The 17,435-nt window shown below is 41.4% G+C and carries 16 protein-coding genes; 1 reads left to right on the top strand and 15 read right to left on the bottom strand.

Going from position 1 to position 17,435, the window contains the following annotated elements:
• Positions 1 to 14: 14 nt before the first annotated feature.
• From PQ578_RS03070 to uvrB, 14 genes are all read right to left on the bottom strand, one after another.
• Entirely contained in the window at positions 15 to 521 is a 507-nt protein-coding gene (locus tag PQ578_RS03070) for an acyltransferase (RefSeq protein ID WP_273832154.1), read from the bottom strand.
• Positions 518 to 1,162, bottom strand: coding sequence for a pyrophosphatase PpaX (gene ppaX / locus PQ578_RS03065; protein WP_273832153.1), 645 nt, complete (start codon positions 1,160 to 1,162; stop codon positions 518 to 520). Before ppaX ends, PQ578_RS03070 begins: the two co-directional genes overlap by 4 nt.
• Positions 1,152 to 2,063, bottom strand: a complete 912-nt coding sequence (locus PQ578_RS03060) for a nucleoside recognition domain-containing protein (RefSeq protein ID WP_273833244.1) — start codon at positions 2,061 to 2,063, stop codon at positions 1,152 to 1,154. Before PQ578_RS03060 ends, ppaX begins: the two co-directional genes overlap by 11 nt.
• Before the next feature lie 49 nt (positions 2,064 to 2,112).
• Positions 2,113 to 2,925, bottom strand: coding sequence for a prolipoprotein diacylglyceryl transferase (gene lgt / locus PQ578_RS03055; protein ID WP_273832152.1), 813 nt, complete (start codon positions 2,923 to 2,925; stop codon positions 2,113 to 2,115).
• A gap of 36 nt (positions 2,926 to 2,961) precedes the next feature.
• Positions 2,962 to 3,900 carry an HPr(Ser) kinase/phosphatase gene (hprK, locus tag PQ578_RS03050; RefSeq protein WP_273832151.1) on the bottom strand — a complete coding sequence of 313 codons (939 nt, stop codon included), beginning with the start codon at positions 3,898 to 3,900 and terminating at the stop codon, positions 2,962 to 2,964.
• A 170-nt stretch (positions 3,901 to 4,070) separates the two neighbouring features.
• The gene (locus PQ578_RS03045; RefSeq protein ID WP_273832150.1) at positions 4,071 to 5,744 is read right to left on the bottom strand and encodes a glycerol-3-phosphate dehydrogenase/oxidase; all 1,674 of its coding nucleotides are present in this window, start codon (positions 5,742 to 5,744) and stop codon (positions 4,071 to 4,073) included.
• A 274-nt stretch (positions 5,745 to 6,018) separates the two neighbouring features.
• The gene (gene glpK, locus PQ578_RS03040) at positions 6,019 to 7,515 is read right to left on the bottom strand and encodes a glycerol kinase GlpK (RefSeq protein WP_273832149.1); all 1,497 of its coding nucleotides are present in this window, start codon (positions 7,513 to 7,515) and stop codon (positions 6,019 to 6,021) included.
• Positions 7,516 to 7,545: 30 nt separating this feature from the next.
• Positions 7,546 to 8,340, bottom strand: a complete 795-nt coding sequence (locus PQ578_RS03035) for an MIP/aquaporin family protein (RefSeq protein ID WP_420541530.1) — start codon at positions 8,338 to 8,340, stop codon at positions 7,546 to 7,548.
• Positions 8,341 to 8,578: 238 nt separating this feature from the next.
• Positions 8,579 to 9,139 carry a glycerol-3-phosphate responsive antiterminator gene (locus PQ578_RS03030; protein ID WP_159785018.1) on the bottom strand — a complete coding sequence of 187 codons (561 nt, stop codon included), beginning with the start codon at positions 9,137 to 9,139 and terminating at the stop codon, positions 8,579 to 8,581.
• A gap of 177 nt (positions 9,140 to 9,316) precedes the next feature.
• A complete protein-coding gene (locus tag PQ578_RS03025) occupies positions 9,317 to 9,679 on the bottom strand; it encodes a phage holin family protein (protein ID WP_273832147.1) in 363 nt (120 codons plus the stop codon).
• Between the two features lie 63 nt (positions 9,680 to 9,742).
• Complete coding sequence (locus PQ578_RS03020) at positions 9,743 to 10,795, bottom strand: DUF4097 family beta strand repeat-containing protein (RefSeq protein ID WP_160917858.1); 1,053 nt, start codon at positions 10,793 to 10,795, stop codon at positions 9,743 to 9,745.
• Between the two features lie 45 nt (positions 10,796 to 10,840).
• Positions 10,841 to 11,134 (bottom strand): magnetosome magnetite crystal formation protein family, encoded by a 294-nt coding sequence (locus PQ578_RS03015; protein ID WP_098445051.1) that lies wholly within the window; start codon positions 11,132 to 11,134, stop codon positions 10,841 to 10,843.
• 110 nt (positions 11,135 to 11,244) lie between these two features.
• Positions 11,245 to 14,112 (bottom strand): excinuclease ABC subunit UvrA, encoded by a 2,868-nt coding sequence (gene uvrA / locus PQ578_RS03010; RefSeq protein WP_273832146.1) that lies wholly within the window; start codon positions 14,110 to 14,112, stop codon positions 11,245 to 11,247.
• Between the two features lie 7 nt (positions 14,113 to 14,119).
• Entirely contained in the window at positions 14,120 to 16,096 is a 1,977-nt protein-coding gene (gene uvrB, locus PQ578_RS03005; RefSeq protein WP_273832145.1) for an excinuclease ABC subunit UvrB, read from the bottom strand.
• 201 nt (positions 16,097 to 16,297) lie between these two features.
• On the opposite strand from uvrB, the gene PQ578_RS03000 reads away from it, so the two are divergent.
• Positions 16,298 to 17,170, top strand: coding sequence for a sulfite exporter TauE/SafE family protein (locus PQ578_RS03000; protein ID WP_273832144.1), 873 nt, complete (start codon positions 16,298 to 16,300; stop codon positions 17,168 to 17,170).
• 3 nt (positions 17,171 to 17,173) lie between these two features.
• Here PQ578_RS03000 and PQ578_RS02995 read toward each other — a convergent pair whose 3' ends face one another.
• The gene (locus PQ578_RS02995; protein WP_273832143.1) at positions 17,174 to 17,404 is read right to left on the bottom strand and encodes a DUF2198 family protein; all 231 of its coding nucleotides are present in this window, start codon (positions 17,402 to 17,404) and stop codon (positions 17,174 to 17,176) included.
• Between the last annotated feature and the right edge of the window lie 31 nt (positions 17,405 to 17,435).

Below are 17,435 nucleotides of genomic sequence, written 5' to 3'. Positions count from 1 at the left end.
TCTGCTGCGGGCTTTTATATATCGTGTTTTGCTCGTTCTTCTTTCGTATAGATGACCTGCATTGGATTTCCACCAACAAAAGCCCCTGCTGGCACACTTTTATGAACAAGCGTCCCAGCTGATACGATGGCCCCATCACCAATCGTAATCCCCGGCAACAATGTACTATTCGCCCCAATCATCACCCGATCACCAATGACAACATCGCCAAGGCGGTACTCCTCAATCAAATATTCATGAGCTAATATCGTTGTATTGTAGCCAATAATAGAGTTTTTTCCGACTGAAATCTTTTCCGGAAACATAATGTCGAGCATCACCATAAGGGCAAATGCCGTTTGGTCACCAATTTTCACACCTAGGAAGGTTTTATACAACCAATTCTTCATAGGAATAAAAGGAGTGTATCGAGCGAGCTGAATCACAATAAAGTTCTTCACGACCTTCCAAAACGGAACGGTTTTATAAATTTGCCAGAGAGCATTGCTACCAGTAACGGGGTAACGCTCTGTGTTTCTCACTTGTCGGCTCCAGCAATCGAAAGAATTTCTCCCATATGATCAACCAGGTAATCTGGCTTAAATGAGGCAAGAAAGTCGCATCCTTTAATCGTCCATGACACACCAACTGTCGTTACACCCGCATTTTGTCCAGCGAGAATATCATATTGGCTATCACCAACCATCAGCGTTTCTTCACGAACAGAACCTAGTTTGTTCATGGCTGTTTCAAGCTGCTCTGGATGCGGCTTAGGATTTTCAACTTCATCAACTGTGATAACTACAGGGAAGAATTGATCAAGCTTTGTTAGCTTTAATCCCATTTCTACCGTGTTTCTCATCTTTGACGTTACGATTGCTAGTTTATATCCTTTTTCAGATAACGTCTTCACCGTTTCAAATACGCCATCAAATTCCGTGACAAGGTGATCATGATTCGTAACATTATGATCACGATAAAAAGCGACCATTTCTTCTGCACGACTTTCATCATGCTTTGCAAACGTTAAGTAAAGCGGCTCTCCAATAAACTGTTTTAATTCTTCATCCTCGTAACGTCCGGGATAAAAATGATCAAACGTATGTTTAAATGAAGCCATAATTAAATCATTTGTATTAATTAATGTTCCGTCTAAATCAAATAAAAGGGTGTTAATACTCATACGATGGATCCTTTCTTTTTGAAGCATTTAGTTCACGTCTTTTCCATATTACTGAGATGATTACCGTTAAAAGAATGGCTGTTACTAACCGAACAAGAAGCAACCAGATGACCGGAATCCCAAGTGGAATAAAAATAAGTGTATCCTCAATGACAGCATGACACGCCACGAGAAAAATAAACGCTAAATAAAGATCTTTCTTCTCAACGCCATCTTCTTTTGCAGCCTGAATCATAACTCCTGCTCCGTATGCAAGGCCAAAGACAAGTCCTGCGGCAAGCGTTGTCGATGTGTTTTCTTTCATGCCAAGACTTCTCGTCACAGGAGCCATCCACCTTGAGAAAGTCGTAAGCCATGACAAATCTTTCATCACCTGGATAAAAATCATCAGTGGAATGACAATTAAAGCAAGCTGAAGAACGCCTAAAGACGCTTTTTCTAACCCCTGTAGTAGAATAGGTCCCCAGCCACTCACCGTTTCATTCGTTTGAGAAACAAGTCCATAAGCTGCCTGCTCGCTCCCACCTTGCCAAACAAGATTGATAACAAAAGCCGATAAGACGGCAAGTCCAATTCTTACAGCAAGAATGACCCAGAGCTTTACACCAACTCTTGCGGCTACGCCAGATTCAATCAGCAAATTATGTGAGAAGGATAGCATAACGGCTAAAATGAAAACCTCTTTAACCGTTAAGTCTAGTGTTAATATTGCCCCAATTCCAGCATAAAGATTTAAGAAATTTCCTATTACTAGAGGAATGGCTGCGTCCCCTGACAAACCGATCCATTTCATCACAGGAGCGATCAGCGCAACGATCCATTCGAGGACAGGAGTATAACGAAGGAGGGTCATCACTAACGTAATCGGAAAAATGATTTTTCCAAGTTCCCACGTTGTCATCAGTCCTGCTTTTAAACCACGTCGCAAAATCCCCACACTGACACGCCTCCTAGCTTTTTTCGTTATATGGCTTTGCTTTCATCACCTTGCGTCGATAAATAATCAGGGCAACCGATACAATAATCAATACGACTGAGATTACCTGTGCCACTCGAAGAGATTCGGTTAACATTAGGCTATCTGTTCGTAACCCTTCAATAAAGTAGCGTCCAAATGAATACCAAATAACGTAAGAAAGGAAAACTTCGCCTTTCTTCACTGACGTTCGTTGAAGAATCACAAGCAACACAACGCCAGCTATGTTCCAAAGGGATTCATATAGGAACGTAGGGTGATAATACGTACCGTCAATATACATTTGATTAATAATAAATTCTGGTAGCATCAGGTTTTCAAGAAACGCTCTTGTCACAGGCCCCCCATGTGCTTCCTGGTTCATAAAGTTTCCCCAGCGACCAATTGCTTGCCCAAGAAGGATACTTGGTGCAGCGATATCAGCAATTTTCCAGAAAGAGAGACCACGCTTTCTTGTGAAAATGATTGCGGTAATAACAGAGCCAATCAGAGCACCGTGAATCGCAATTCCGCCTTCCCAAATCGCAAAGATATCACCTGGATTATCTTTATAATAGCTCCATTGGAACGTTACGTAGTAAATACGGGCAGAAATGATTGCAATAGGTACAGCCCATAAGATTAAATCAACAAACGTTTCTTTCGGCAATCCCTGTCTTTGCGTTTCCCTGATGGCTAAAAGCAGACCAAGGTAAGCACCTAACGCAATGATGATGCCATACCAGTAGATTGAGATCGGTCCAAGCTCTAGCGCGACACGATCAAGTGGCTGTATTGAGGCTAACATGTCGTTGTCTCTCCTTTATTGATATCCTACTTAAGATTAGATGCTATCGTGTTCGTCACCATCTTCAATTTCTCGCGTCAATCGTTCTGAAAATTGTTTCGCCGCATTCATCCCCATATTTTTCAAACGGAAGTTCATCGCCGCTACTTCAATAATAATGGCAAGGTTTCGTCCAGGTCGAACAGGTACGACAAGTCTGGGCACATTTGAATCAATGATTTTCATGTACTCTTCTTCAAGCCCAAGGCGATCATACACTTTTTTAGAATCCCAAAGTTCAAGATTCATAACAAGAGAAATCTTCTTGTAGTTTCGAATTGCACCTGCACCAAATAACGTCATAACGTTAATGATTCCAAGGCCGCGAATTTCCAGAAGGTGCTGAATTAATTCAGGAGCACTTCCTACCAGCGTATTTTCTGCTTCTTGGCGGATTTCAACTGAATCATCAGCTACGAGCCGATGGCCACGTTTTACAAGTTCAAGAGCCGTCTCACTTTTTCCGACACCACTTGAACCCGTAATTAAAACTCCGACACCATAAATATCAACAAGCACGCCGTGAATAGCTGTGTTCGGCGCAAGCTGACTTTCAAGATAGTTTGTTAAACGGCTGCTCAAACGAGTGGTTGTCATCGTTGACCGTATAATGGGAACATCCTTTTCTTTCGATGCTTGAATCAGTTCTTCAGGAACGTCCATATCTCTCGAAAGTACAATACCTGGTGTCTCGTCTGTACAAAGCTTCTGCATACGCTCAATCTTCTGTTCCTCTGGGAGACCATGAAAGAAAGACATCTCCGTTTTTCCAAGTAGCTGCAAACGCTCCGCTGGATAATAAGTGAAAAAACCTGCCATTTCAAGTCCTGGGCGTGAGATATCACTCGTTGTGATCGGTCGATGGATCCCTTCTTCACCACTCACTAATTCTAAATTGAATTTTTCAATCACATCTTTCATACGAACTTTAACCATTCGTAAACCTCCTATGTATGAACCAAAGCAACGGTTCCAATTCAACTTCCCCTATTGTACCATTTCCTATTTCAAAGCACATATAGATTAAAACCATTTTTGTGATGGGGATTACGCACCTCCCCATCACCACAAAAAAAACCGAAGCGTATGCTCCGGTTTTTCAAGTCTTATTTTACTTTCAACGGTACAACCGCATCATGCATTTGCTTATCGAGTTCCTGAATGTGTGCTTGCTTCATTTCGTTCGACCAGTTAAGTCGCTTCGCCATGTACTCAATGACTGGCTCTTTCCAGCGACGCACCCAATCAATATCAAAGTAAAGTGCACTTGTTCTACGGTTGAAGTAATCAAGCGGTGTTGCCACCATCTCTTCTTCAATCCCATAAATAAGGGTTGAGAACACTTCAAGACTTAAGTGATGGAAGCTTGCCTCTGTTCCGACCGTTTCAATGATTTGATAGATTCGTTCAATATTAGAACCGTAACGCTGTACGAGCGTTTCTGCTTCTTTCACGCTTAAACCAAGCGTAGTTCCACGTCGTACTTGTTCCGTTGCATATTCTTTAAAACCTTTGCTTCCGCCAACGTAACCGCCTGATAGCACCATATTTTTCGTTGTCGAAGCTGGAAACTTTTTATATTTTTCTTCTTTAAATTGATCTGTAATCAGATTGACCACTTTTTCAGCCATTTTACGGTAACCCGTGAGTTTACCACCGGCAATTGTAATTAAGCCAGAGTCAGAAAGGAAGATTTCATCTTTACGAGAAATTTCAGATGGATCTTTTCCTTCTTCGTGAATCAATGGACGAACACCAGACCAGCTTGATTCCACATCTTCTTTCGTTACATTAATGCCAGGGAACATGAAGTTCGCTGCATCAACAATATAGTCTCTATCTTCGACCGTCATCTGAGGATGTACAGGGTTTTTGGTATATTGTGTATCCGTTGTACCGATGTACGTCTTACCAGCACGTGGGATCGCAAACATCATCCGACCATCATCAAACGGTGTATCGAAATACACGGCTTGCTGGAGCGGGAATTTAGACTGATCAAAAACAAGGTGAACACCTTTCGTTAGGAACATGTGCTTTCCTTTTTTAGATTGATCGAGCTCACGAATTTCATCTACCCATGGCCCCGCTGCGTTTACGACTTTTTTCGCGCGGATTTCACGCGTTTCACCCGTTACAACGTCTTTCGCGCGAACGCCAACTACTTTCCCATCTTCATATAAAAGCTGTTCCGCTTTCACATAGTTAACCGCTTTTCCACCGCGATGAACAGCTTCCTTCATAATTTCTAGGGTTAGACGAGCATCGTCCGTGCGGTATTCTACGTAATATCCGCCACCTTTTATATCACTTTTACGAAGAAGAGGTTCTTTATCTAATGTCTCTTTCTTCGACAACATGCTTCTTCTTTCTTTTCGTTTCACACCAGCTAATCTGTCATAAAGAGCCAAACCTGCTCCAGTAGAGAACTTCCCAAACGTACCACCTTTAATAATTGGTAGTAGCATCCATTCTGGCGTAGTGACATGCGGCGCGTTCTCATACACAATCGCACGCTCTTTCCCCACTTCAGCAACTAGCCCTACTTCGAAATTTTTAAGGTAACGAAGACCACCGTGTACGAGCTTCGTGGAACGACTTGACGTACCAGCAGCGAAATCCTGCATTTCGATAACGGCTGCGTTCATTCCTCTCGAAGCTGAGTCAAGTAAAATTCCTGCACCGGTAATTCCTCCACCTACAACGAGGACATCTAGCTCCTCTGAGACGATTTGATCAAGTACTACGCTTCTTTGCAATCCTGAAAATGGTTTAACCAAGATGAACACTCCCTTTTGTTATATGAACAATTACTTAATTAACATCAGTTTCTATAATTCTTCTCTTCAGTACTTTACCCCTAATGGAGGGTTTCTTAAGCATTAGTTTAAACATTCCTACAAAAACTCGTTTAAAGAACAAAAAAAGACCACAACACACCAGAGCATGACAATCCATGCTTGGGCGCTGTGGTCTTCTCCTATTCTCCGACCAGAACACTATTAACTTAAGTTCATTGTAGCATAACCTGTATGCTATGCCTAGAAAAATGGATTATTTAAAAGCCATTGTTGCATTTACAGCTTTTTTCCATCCTCCATATAGCTCTTCTCGCTCTTCTTCTTTCATTTTAGGATCAAACGTTTTATCGATCATCCACTGTTTCTTAATTTCTTCTTTATCTTTCCAATATCCAGTCGCGAGTCCTGCAAGGTAAGCTGCACCAAGTGCTGTTGTCTCACTAACCGTTGGACGTTCAACAGGGACACCAATAATATCGCTCTGGAATTGCATAAGGAAGTTGTTATTTACAACACCTCCATCAACGCGGAGTGTTTTAAGGTCAATGCCAGAATCAGTGGTCATCGCATCAAGCACATCTCTCGTTTGATACGCAAGGGATTCAAGCGTTGCGCGTACAAAGTGCTCTTTACTCGTTCCTCTTGTTAAACCAAAGACAGCTCCCTTTACATCACTATCCCAATATGGCGTTCCTAGTCCAACAAACGCTGGCACCATATAAACGCCATCAGTGGACTCAACACGTTCTGCATAACGCTCACTTTCAGGTGCTTCGTTAAACATGCGTAAACCGTCACGTAGCCATTGGATTGCAGATCCTGCAACAAAGATACTACCTTCTAAAGCGTATTCCACTTTACCATCAACGCCCCACGCGATCGTTGTAAGAAGACCATTTTCAGACTTAACCGCTTTTTCACCGGTATTCATGAGCATAAAGCAGCCCGTACCATACGTATTTTTCGCCATTCCTTTATCATAACAAGCCTGTCCGAATAAAGCTGCTTGTTGGTCACCTGCCACGCCCGCAATCGGAACATTTTGACCAAAGAAATGATAATCAACGGTATTTGCGTAGACTTCAGATGAAGGACGAACTTCAGGAAGCATCGATTTCGGAACGTTTAACATTTCAAGCAACTCTTCGTCCCACTTTAAGTCATAAATGTTATACATCATCGTACGGGAAGCATTTGTGTAATCGGTCACGTGGGCTTCTCCGCCGGAAAGTTTCCAGATCAACCACGAATCAATTGTTCCGAAAAGAAGATCACCATTTTCCGCCTTCTCGCGCGCTCCGTCTACATTGTCCAAAATCCATTTAACCTTTGTTCCAGAGAAATAAGCATCAATTAAAAGACCAGTCTTGTTTCGAACCATGTCTTCATGACCCTGATCTTTTAGCTCCTTAACGATACCAGCCGTTTGACGAGATTGCCACACAATCGCGTTGTAAATCGGTTTTCCGGTATTTTTATCCCAAACCACTGTTGTTTCACGCTGATTCGTAATTCCGATCGCTTCAATATCTTTAGCAGATAGATCAGAAGCAGAGGAGAGAACCTGTGCCATTACGGAAAGAATCGAGCTCCAGATTTCTTGAGCATCGTGTTCAACCCAACCAGATTTAGGAAAATGCTGCTTGAATTCTTTTTGAGCAACGTTTACGATTTCACCTTTCTTATTAAAAAGAATCGCACGTGAGCTTGTCGTTCCTTGATCCAATGATAAAATGTACTTTTTTGACATGTTGTTTCCTCCCTAAATAGAATTAAATGATTAATTTTTCGCTTCAGACGAAGCATGAACTGTATCTTGAAGCTTATCACTAAGTTGATAAAGAATTACAAATAAAATTGCTACTACGACAGTAGATACCCAAAAAACAATGCTATATGTTGCTTCTGTTACCGCTTTAAAAAGAATGGCACCATACATTCCGCCACAAGCGGGACCTATAACCGGGATCCAGGCATATCGCCAATTCGAATCCCCTTTGCCTGGTATAGGCAAGAAAAAGTGAGCGATTCTTGGGCCAAGGTCTCGAGCAGGGTTAATCGCATACCCCGTCGTACCACCAAGAGAAAGTCCGATCGCTACAATAAGGAAACCTACGATGAAGGGATTCAGTCCATCAGTAAAATCATTCGAACCAATCGCAAGAAGTCCAATCAAAAGCATCGCTGTTCCAATAAACTCACTTAAAAAGTTACTAAACGTATGCGGAATAGCAGGATCGGTAGAAAATACAGCCAATTTAAGCGCTTTATCGTCTTCTCTACGGAAATGAGGAAGAAAATGAAAGTACACGATACATCCACCGAGAAATGCACCAATCATTTGCGCCAATATGTAGCCTGGTACATCACTCCACGGAAAATCGCCAACAGCTGCTAACCCTAACGATACAGCAGGATTTAAATGAGCGCCACTTACCTGACCAACTGCATAAACCCCCATAGCAACACCAAGGCCCCATCCTAGGGCAACGACAATCCATCCCCCGCCTTGAGCTTTCGAATCTTTTAAGTTAACGTTTGCAACAACGCCACCACCAAATATAATTAGAATCATTGTACCTAATATTTCACCTATAACTGGAGACAAATCAGAACACCTTCTTCCTGAGTTTAGTTAAAACTCCTCTCTGAGCCTATTCCCTCTTTCTATCATTCTAAAAGGGAAATTAAAAAAAACCACACCAATCTCTCCTATCAACTGACAGGATTTGTGTGTGGTTCTCCTCATCTCAGGCACGAGCTATTAACCTACCACCTATTTAACCAGACATATGTAAGCGATGTCAAGTGGTTCAATCTGGTTGAAAATGTTTCCATAACTCTTTTTTCGAAGTAGTGACCGCCGCCGCTCCTCCACTTAACGCTGCCTCTACGTCTTCAATTGTACGAATAAATCCTCCTGCGAAGATCGGTACTTTGATTTGTTCATGAAGTTCTTCAAAAACCTGAGGAATAATACCTGGCAACACTTCTACACAGTCTGGTTTCGTATTTTTCACCATACTATAACTCGTATCGAGCGCCATCGAGTCGAGCATGAACAAGCGCTGCACAGAGAGAATGCCTCTTCTTTTGGCTACTCCAAGCACACTGGATCTTGTCGAGATAAGGCCCGCTGGCTTAATTTCTTGACATAAAAATTCAGCACCATGTTCATCATTCCGTAAGCCTTGAACAAGATCTGCGTGCAATAGAATCTTTTTCCCAGCTCTATTTCCCTCCCGAATAACTGATTTTAATTGGCCGATATGCGTATCTAACAGGACTATATATGTATACTTACTATTTAATAAAATTTCAAAATCACGCATTTTCCTCACTGCCGGTAGGATGCTTTGGTTATGAAACGACATCGATCATCCCTCCTTTTCTTTTCATCATACCAGAATAACGAGAAACTTCCATATGGAAGGACCTTCATATCCAAGCAGCTTAACTGAACCCAATCTTGGACAAAGTTCTACTTACTCCTTCCTATGTCTGGTCTTCCTCTATGAAAAAAAGCACGCCCTCGAGAAGAGAGCGTGCTTTTATGCTTTCCGGCGAATCGGTTCCATTATGAACTTCTCAATCAATAAATTTAACAATCCGATCACTATGGCAGCAAGAATCGCCATTCCAAAGCCATCAATGACGAATGCATCTCCCATTAGCGAAGCCGTAATCATAAGGGTGATCGCATTTATCACAACCAAGAACAAACCTAGCGTAAGGATCGTCACAGGAAGGGTAAGCAGGATAAGGAACGGCTTAATAAACACATTCACAAGCGAAAGGATAACGCTCGCGAGAATAGCCGATCCGAGCCCTTGAATAAAAAACCCATCAAAATATCCTGCTACTACCATTAGCACGACGCTATTTACAAGTAAACTTAAAAGCCAGTGTCGCATCATACCCCCCCTATCCATTGACCTTTTTAATATAGGCGTTCCTTTATCCCTTTATTCGATCTTCTAAAGATAAGAAACTGAAATTGAACCAGCTGTTGAATTCGCTTCGATGCGATAGCTGTGTTCAGACTCTTCTTCTGTTCTAAACTTCTTTAAGCGATGTGAAATCTCTTTTTTCTCGCGAAGAATACTCATGTTATTAAGATCCGTTGTAATCGCTCCGATTGTCGATTTAAGATCTCCTTTTATATTCATGCCTTTAGGGATAACAATTTGTATTGTACCGTTAACCGTTTTGAAATCCGCACTACCACTAACAGCATTTTGAAGCGTATGGCGAATGGCTCCATTCATGGATTGCGCGTCTGTCTCAACAAATGTGCCATCAATCGTAATTGGACCATTTGCCGTTTCAAGTTCACAAATTTCACCAGTTGACTCTTCTACCACAATCGCGCCATTTCCTGTTTCAGCTTCAAGTACTTTTACGTTCGATTTTCGAATACCGATTTTCCCATTAGCTGTTTTTAACTTAGCTTTTGCTGATGTAATACTCTCACCTGTTACATCACCATTAAACGTCGTAATCCACACTCCCTCATAGTTAGAGGCAGGGACATAAATCACTAGATTCACCTTGACATCAGCACGTTCTGATTTGAACGTCATTTTTCCATTATCGACTGAAAAGTAAGTATCTCGTAACAGCTTATCCATTGCATCCTGTTGATTCGATACCCGGTATACATTGGCACGACAATCGATTTTCACATCGTTTCGTTCCCACGTCTGAAACGTAATTTCACCATTTCGAACATGCACATCAAGCGTCTCTGGTGTAGCTTCGAGTTGTTCATAAACGTGAGTTACTTCTTCAGATGAACCGAAATTAAAATCGAGATCCATATCTTTTACTTTTTGAATAAGAGATTCGACAAACTGCCCTACCTTATAGCTAGGAGCGGTTCGATCAGTGTGAGTATCTGTTGACTTCTCAAATTTCCTTTCCTCTGACCCTTCATTTGTTCCGACAGCTTTTAATAGCTTAGCGCCTTCATCAGCCGAAATTTTACCATCTTCAATCATTTTAAGAATCATTCTACGTTCTTCATTCATTCAAAACATCTCCTTTTTGTTTATTCGTTTAAACTATTTGAACAATTACCACCGGAGAACCTGAATTCCTTTTACAATGTTCCAGATAAAGACCACAACATTAAGTAAACTAAACAAGATAAAACCTAAAATGATCACCACACCTACATCCATCACAAATACAGCTAAAAGCGCCAGAATGATCGTAAGAAATGGAAGGAGGTGAGAGACAATCGAGCGCTTCGCATGATAAGACACTTCTTCATCCCTCACAACAAAATAAACAATGATCGGAAAAAGAAACGGTGCGAAAAATACGCTAAAATAGCAAAGGGAGGACATTACTTTTTCTACAGACATAATTGCTTCCCCTTTCAATATTCTCTACCTAACTATACGATTCGTCAAAAAGAAAGTTTCAAAAAGAAATAAGAAAAAACGAAAAGACAGCGATTCGCTGTCTTAACAGTTTATACTGACTGAGTTTGCTCTAATTTCTTCTTCATCCGGTTTTTATCACGCTCAAGAATTGGCGCAAGATAGTTTCCTGTGTAAGAACGTTCTTCTTTAATAATTTTTTCAGGTGTTCCTGTTGCAATAACTTCACCGCCACCATCGCCACCTTCAGGACCTAGATCAATGAGATAGTCCGCTGTTTTAATGACATCCAAATTATGCTCAATAATGAGCACGGAGTCTCCATTTTCAACGAGACGTTGAAGAACTTCCAATAAACGAGAGATATCATCAACATGCAATCCAGTCGTCGGTTCATCAAGAATATAAAGTGTCTTACCAGTTGATCGTTTGTAAAGCTGTGAGGCAAGCTTCACACGCTGCGCTTCGCCGCCCGAAACAGTCGTAGCTGGCTGGCCAAGTTTAATATAACTTAAGCCTACATCATAAAGGGTTTGAAGCTTACGGTTAATCTTTGGAATGTTTTTAAAGAAATCAAGTCCATCTTCTACCGTCATCTCCAAAATATCAGCAATATTCATACCTTTATACTCAATTTCTAGCGTTTCTCGGTTATAGCGTTTTCCATGACATACTTCACAAGGAACGTAGACATCAGGCAAAAAGTGCATTTCAATCTTAATGATTCCATCACCGCGACATGCTTCACAACGGCCGCCTTTAACATTAAAACTAAACCTTCCTTTTTTATACCCTCGTACTTTTGCTTCATTTGTCTGAGCAAAAACATCACGGATATCATCGAACACACCTGTATACGTTGCTGGATTCGACCGAGGTGTTCGCCCAATAGGAGATTGGTCGATATCAATAACCTTATCGACATGCTCAAGACCATTGATTTTTTTATGCTCTCCAGGCTTATCCTTTGCTTTATGAAGCTTCTGAGCAAGCGCTTTGTACAAGATTTCATTGATCAGCGTACTTTTTCCTGAACCAGAAACGCCCGTTACACAAGTAAATAAACCAATCGGAATTTTTGCTTTCGTATTTTTAAGGTTGTTTTCTTTTGCCCCAATGATTTCAATGTACCTGCCATCAGGCTTCCGACGCTCCGTCGGCACAGGAATGAACTTCTTACCAGAAAGGTATTCTCCAGTTAAAGATTCTTCATCATCCATAATTTCAGCCGGAGATCCTTCAGATGTAATATAGCCACCATGTGCTCCCGCTCCGGGACCGATATCAATGATATGATCAGCAGATAGCATTGTATCCTCATCATGCTCTACGACAATAAGCGTATTGCCGAGGTCGCGCATATTTTGAAGGGTTGAAATTAACCGATCGTTGTCACGTTGGTGAAGACCAATCGATGGTTCATCCAAAATATACAACACACCCATTAATCTTGAGCCTACCTGAGTAGCGAGTCGAATGCGCTGAGCCTCCCCACCCGATAACGTACCAGCGGAACGATTGAGCGTTAAATAATCTAAACCAACGTTAACTAGGAAACCAAGGCGATCCTGAATTTCGCGTAAAATCATCTTACCAATTGTCGCTTCTTTTGCAGTTAGTTCCAATTGATCGAAAAATCCTGCTGCATCTTTAATCGCATATTCAGTCGCTTCTCCAATATGCTTTCCGTTAATTAAAACAGAACGAGCTTCCTTCTTTAGACGGTAGCCTTTACATGTGGGACACGGTTTTTGTGCCATATAAGCTTCCATTTGCTCACGAATGTAGTCAGAGCTTGTCTCACGATAGCGACGCTCTACGTTTGGAATAACACCCTCAAATGGCACATTATTCTCGCGAACCTGTCCAAAATCATTTTCATATCGGAAATACACTTTTTCTGCATCGCTGCCGTAAAGCACTTTATCAAGCTGCGCTCTTGGGATTTTGTTTACAGGAGTATCCATGTCAATACCGAAATGATTGCACACACTTTCAAGTAATTGCGGATAATAGTTTGAACTAACAGGCTCCCATGGAGCAAGTGCATGCTCACGAAGAGACTTATCCCAATCCGGAATAACTAAATCAAGGTCTACTTCAAGCTTCAGACCTAAACCATCACAAGAGGGGCAAGCACCGAAAGGACTATTAAACGAAAACAGTCTCGGCTCTAGCTCTCCAATCGAAAAACCGCAATATGGGCACGAATGGTGCTGATTAAAGAGCAATTCTTCTTGTCCCATTACATCAACAATTACTTGACCACCACCGAGATTAAGAGCCGTTTCCAAGGAATCTGCTAGTCTTGACTGAACGCCATCTTTTACAACAATCCGGTCAATAACAACTTCGATTGAATGCTTCTTGTTTTTTTCTAATGTGATTTCGTCAGCTACTTCCATCATTTCACCGTCGACACGAACGCGAACATAGCCCTGCTTCTTAATATCTTCAAGTACTTTCACATGTTCACCTTTACGTCCTGAGACGACAGGCGATAGGATCTGTAGCTTCGTACGCTCTTCATAAGTAAGAATACGATCGACCATTTGCTCAATGGTTTGTGATGTGATTTCAACGCCGTGACGAGGACAAACTGGTCGACCAATTCTTGCAAATAACAGGCGAAGGTAATCATAGATTTCGGTTACCGTTCCAACTGTTGATCGCGGGTTACGACTTGTGGTTTTCTGATCAATTGAAATCGCTGGTGAAAGCCCTTCAATGGCGTCTACATCCGGCTTATCCATTTGACCAAGAAACTGCCTTGCATAAGCTGATAAAGATTCAACATAGCGACGCTGTCCCTCTGCATAAATTGTATCGAAAGCAAGGGAAGATTTTCCCGATCCTGATAAACCTGTAACCACGACAAGTTTATCTCTCGGAATCGTCACATCAATGTTTTTTAAATTATGGGCTCTGGCCCCTTTGACGACGATCTCATCGTTTGCCATTTGTTCGTCATCCTTCCGCTTTAAGCTCTAATAATAGGTCACGAAGTTCAGCAGCGCGCTCGAAATTAAGGTCTCGCGCAGCATCCTTCATTTCTTTTTCTACATTTTCAATCACTTTTGCACGTTCTTGCTTGTTCATCTTACCTGGGGTTGGTACTGTATATTCTTCGCCTTCTTCTGCTGCAATAGTGGCACGGATGCCTTCACGAACTTTTTTCTTAATTGTCGTTGGGGTAATACCGTACTTGGTGTTGTATTCTTGTTGAATTTCACGACGGCGACTTGTTTCATTCATCGCAATTTCCATCGAGTTCGTCACTTTATCAGCATATAAAATAACATGTCCGCTGGAGTTACGCGCGGCACGTCCAATCGTTTGAATTAAGGAGCGTTCTGATCTCAAGAAACCTTCCTTATCGGCATCCAAAATGGCGACAAGTGACACTTCAGGAATATCGAGTCCCTCTCTCAGAAGGTTAATTCCAACTAATACATCAAATACTCCTAAGCGTAAATCACGTATGATCTCGATTCGTTCAAGCGTTTTTATTTCAGAGTGCAGGTAACGTACCTTTACCCCCATTTCAAGTAAATAATCCGTTAAGTCTTCTGACATCTTTTTCGTGAGGGTGGTAACAAGCACACGTTCATTACGAGCGGATCGCTGATTAATTTCATCTAGTAGATCATCAATCTGACCTTCAATCGGACGGATTTCAATCGTAGGATCAAGAAGCCCAGTTGGACGAATAATCTGCTCCACAACTTGCGTCGAATGCTCACCTTCATATGGACCAGGCGTTGCTGATACATAAACAAACTGATGAGCTTTCTCTTCAAACTCTTCAAATCGAAGAGGGCGATTATCTTTCGCAGAAGGTAGTCGGAAGCCGTGATCGACCAGCACGCCTTTTCTCGCCTGGTCACCGTTATACATACCTCTTACTTGAGGAAGCGTAACATGTGACTCATCGACCATAATTAAGAAATCCTCTGGGAAGTAGTCCATTAACGTATATGGCGTTGCTCCTGCTTCACGAAGCGTTAAATGTCTTGAATAGTTTTCAATTCCTGAACAGAATCCCATCTCTGCCATCATTTCAATATCATATCTTGTTCGCTGCTCTAGACGCTGTGCTTCGAGAAGTTTTCCTTCGTCATTTAGAACTTTAAGCCTTTCTTCAAGCTCAGCTTCAATACGCTGGATAGCGATTTTTAACTTTTCTTCACGGGTTACGAAGTGAGATGCTGGGAAAATGGCTACGTGCTCTCGCTCGCCAAGTATCTCACCAGTTAACGAATTAACTTCTGTAATACGATCAATTTCGTCCCCAAAAAATTCAATGCGAATGCAGTGCTCATCACGAGATGCTGGGAAAATTTCCACAACGTCTCCTCGAACGCGAAATGTCCCGCGTGTAAAATTAATATCATTGCGCGCATATTGAATATCGACCATATCCCGCAGTAACTGATCGCGATCTTTCTCCATTCCTTTTCGAAGGGATAGCACTAAGCTCTTGTATTCTTCTGGATTACCGAGACCATAAATACAAGAAACACTCGCTACGATAATAACATCATTTCGCTCAAATAAACTGGATGTTGCTGAGTGGCGAAGCTTATCTATTTCATCATTAATACTTGCATCTTTTTCAATAAATGTATCGGATTGAGGTATGTAAGCTTCCGGCTGATAGTAATCATAATAGCTGACGAAATATTCCACTGCATTATGTGGGAAGTACTCTTTAAATTCGCTATATAACTGTCCCGCCAACGTTTTATTGTGCGCAATAATAAGGGTAGGTTTATTCACCTCTTGAATCACGTTAGACATCGTAAACGTTTTACCAGTTCCAGTTGCACCAAGCAACGTTTGATGACGCTCATTTTGTTGAACACCTTTCACGAGCTTCTTGATTGCTTCTGGCTGGTCACCTTGAGGCTCATAATCCGATACCAACTCAAACTTTTTCTCCACCATCTTCGCCTCCGTTCCTATCTTTCCTGTGATTTATTATAACACAGATGTTAGGCAAAACTTCAATTAAAGCGAACTGACATTCGCGTTTTTTTACTAACTTTCTCTCGAGATGAAACTCCTGTATGCTGTTAAAGGTGGACAGAGTGATTCAGCAGCTGTCTACTGTTTAACTAGCTTTACTAAAAAGGGGTTTTATTATTGTTATTGCTGCTTTTATGGGCTTTACCAACAGGCTTAGCTATTGGAGCGATCTCGGGATTTTTCGGGGTGGGGGGTGGATTTCTTCTCACGCCTATCCTTCTACTCCTTGGGTATTCGCCATCAACCGCCATCACAATCAGTTTACTTTACAGTATGAGTACATCGATTTCTGGAGCTTTAACCTATATACAAAGTAATAAATTCATATTAAAAACTACACTATTTCTATCAATTAGTGGCATGATTGGAACTCAGCTTGCTAAGCCACTTGTCCTCTATCTCACTAAAGAAGGACTTGATGATACGGCTATCTCCCTATTATATATCCTTCTTTTAGGGTATTTTTCAATATCAATGCTGTTAGAAGCTAACAAAAACGCTGAAAATAGAAGTACTACTACCTTTTCCCCTCTTGGACCAATTCTAATCGGCTTACTAGGCGGATTTGTTTCTTCAATTCTTGGCGTAGGAGGTGGCTTCGTGATGGTACCGTTATTAATAAGTGTATTAGGTATACCAGCCCAACTAGCCGTTGGTACATCGCTTACGTCAATCATCTTCATTGTATCGACAGGTTTTTTCTCTTACATACAAACGGTCTCGATCCCGATTACGCTTGCTACTATTCTTGTGATTGGGGCATTAGTTGGTGCGCGATTTGGAGCAAGTGTAACAGCTTCTTTTCCTGAAAAAATGATGAAGAAATTACTTGGCATACTTTATTTTTTTACAATGATTAGTATTGTTTTAAAGCTACTTCATCAAACAATTCCTGGCCTCCTCATTCTTATCGGATACATTATGATGTTAATGGGACTATTTCTTTACCAGTATTGGACGAAAAAGAAGCGCCTATTCTTTTTTGAATAGACGCTACTTCATTTTTTTCTTATTCTTTTTTTGGGTTTGCATCGAAAAATAGAAACCTACGAGCGAAGACAGTACGGTTAATAAAATAAGGTGAATGGGATGGTCAATACCACCGAATACAGCCCACATAAATAAAATGGTTAATCCAAAGCTAACGTACGTGTTATATGTTACTCGTGTAAACACGACCATAATTATCGCTGGAACTAATAAAGCAATTAATATTCCTTGCATAAGGATGAGTTCCCCTCTCTCTAAACATTTC

It is taken from the genome of Guptibacillus sedimenti (genome assembly GCF_028610665.1).
Taxonomy (GTDB): Bacteria; Bacillota; Bacilli; order Bacillales; family Guptibacillaceae; genus Guptibacillus; species Guptibacillus sedimenti.
This window is presented reverse-complemented; position numbering and strand designations above follow the sequence as displayed.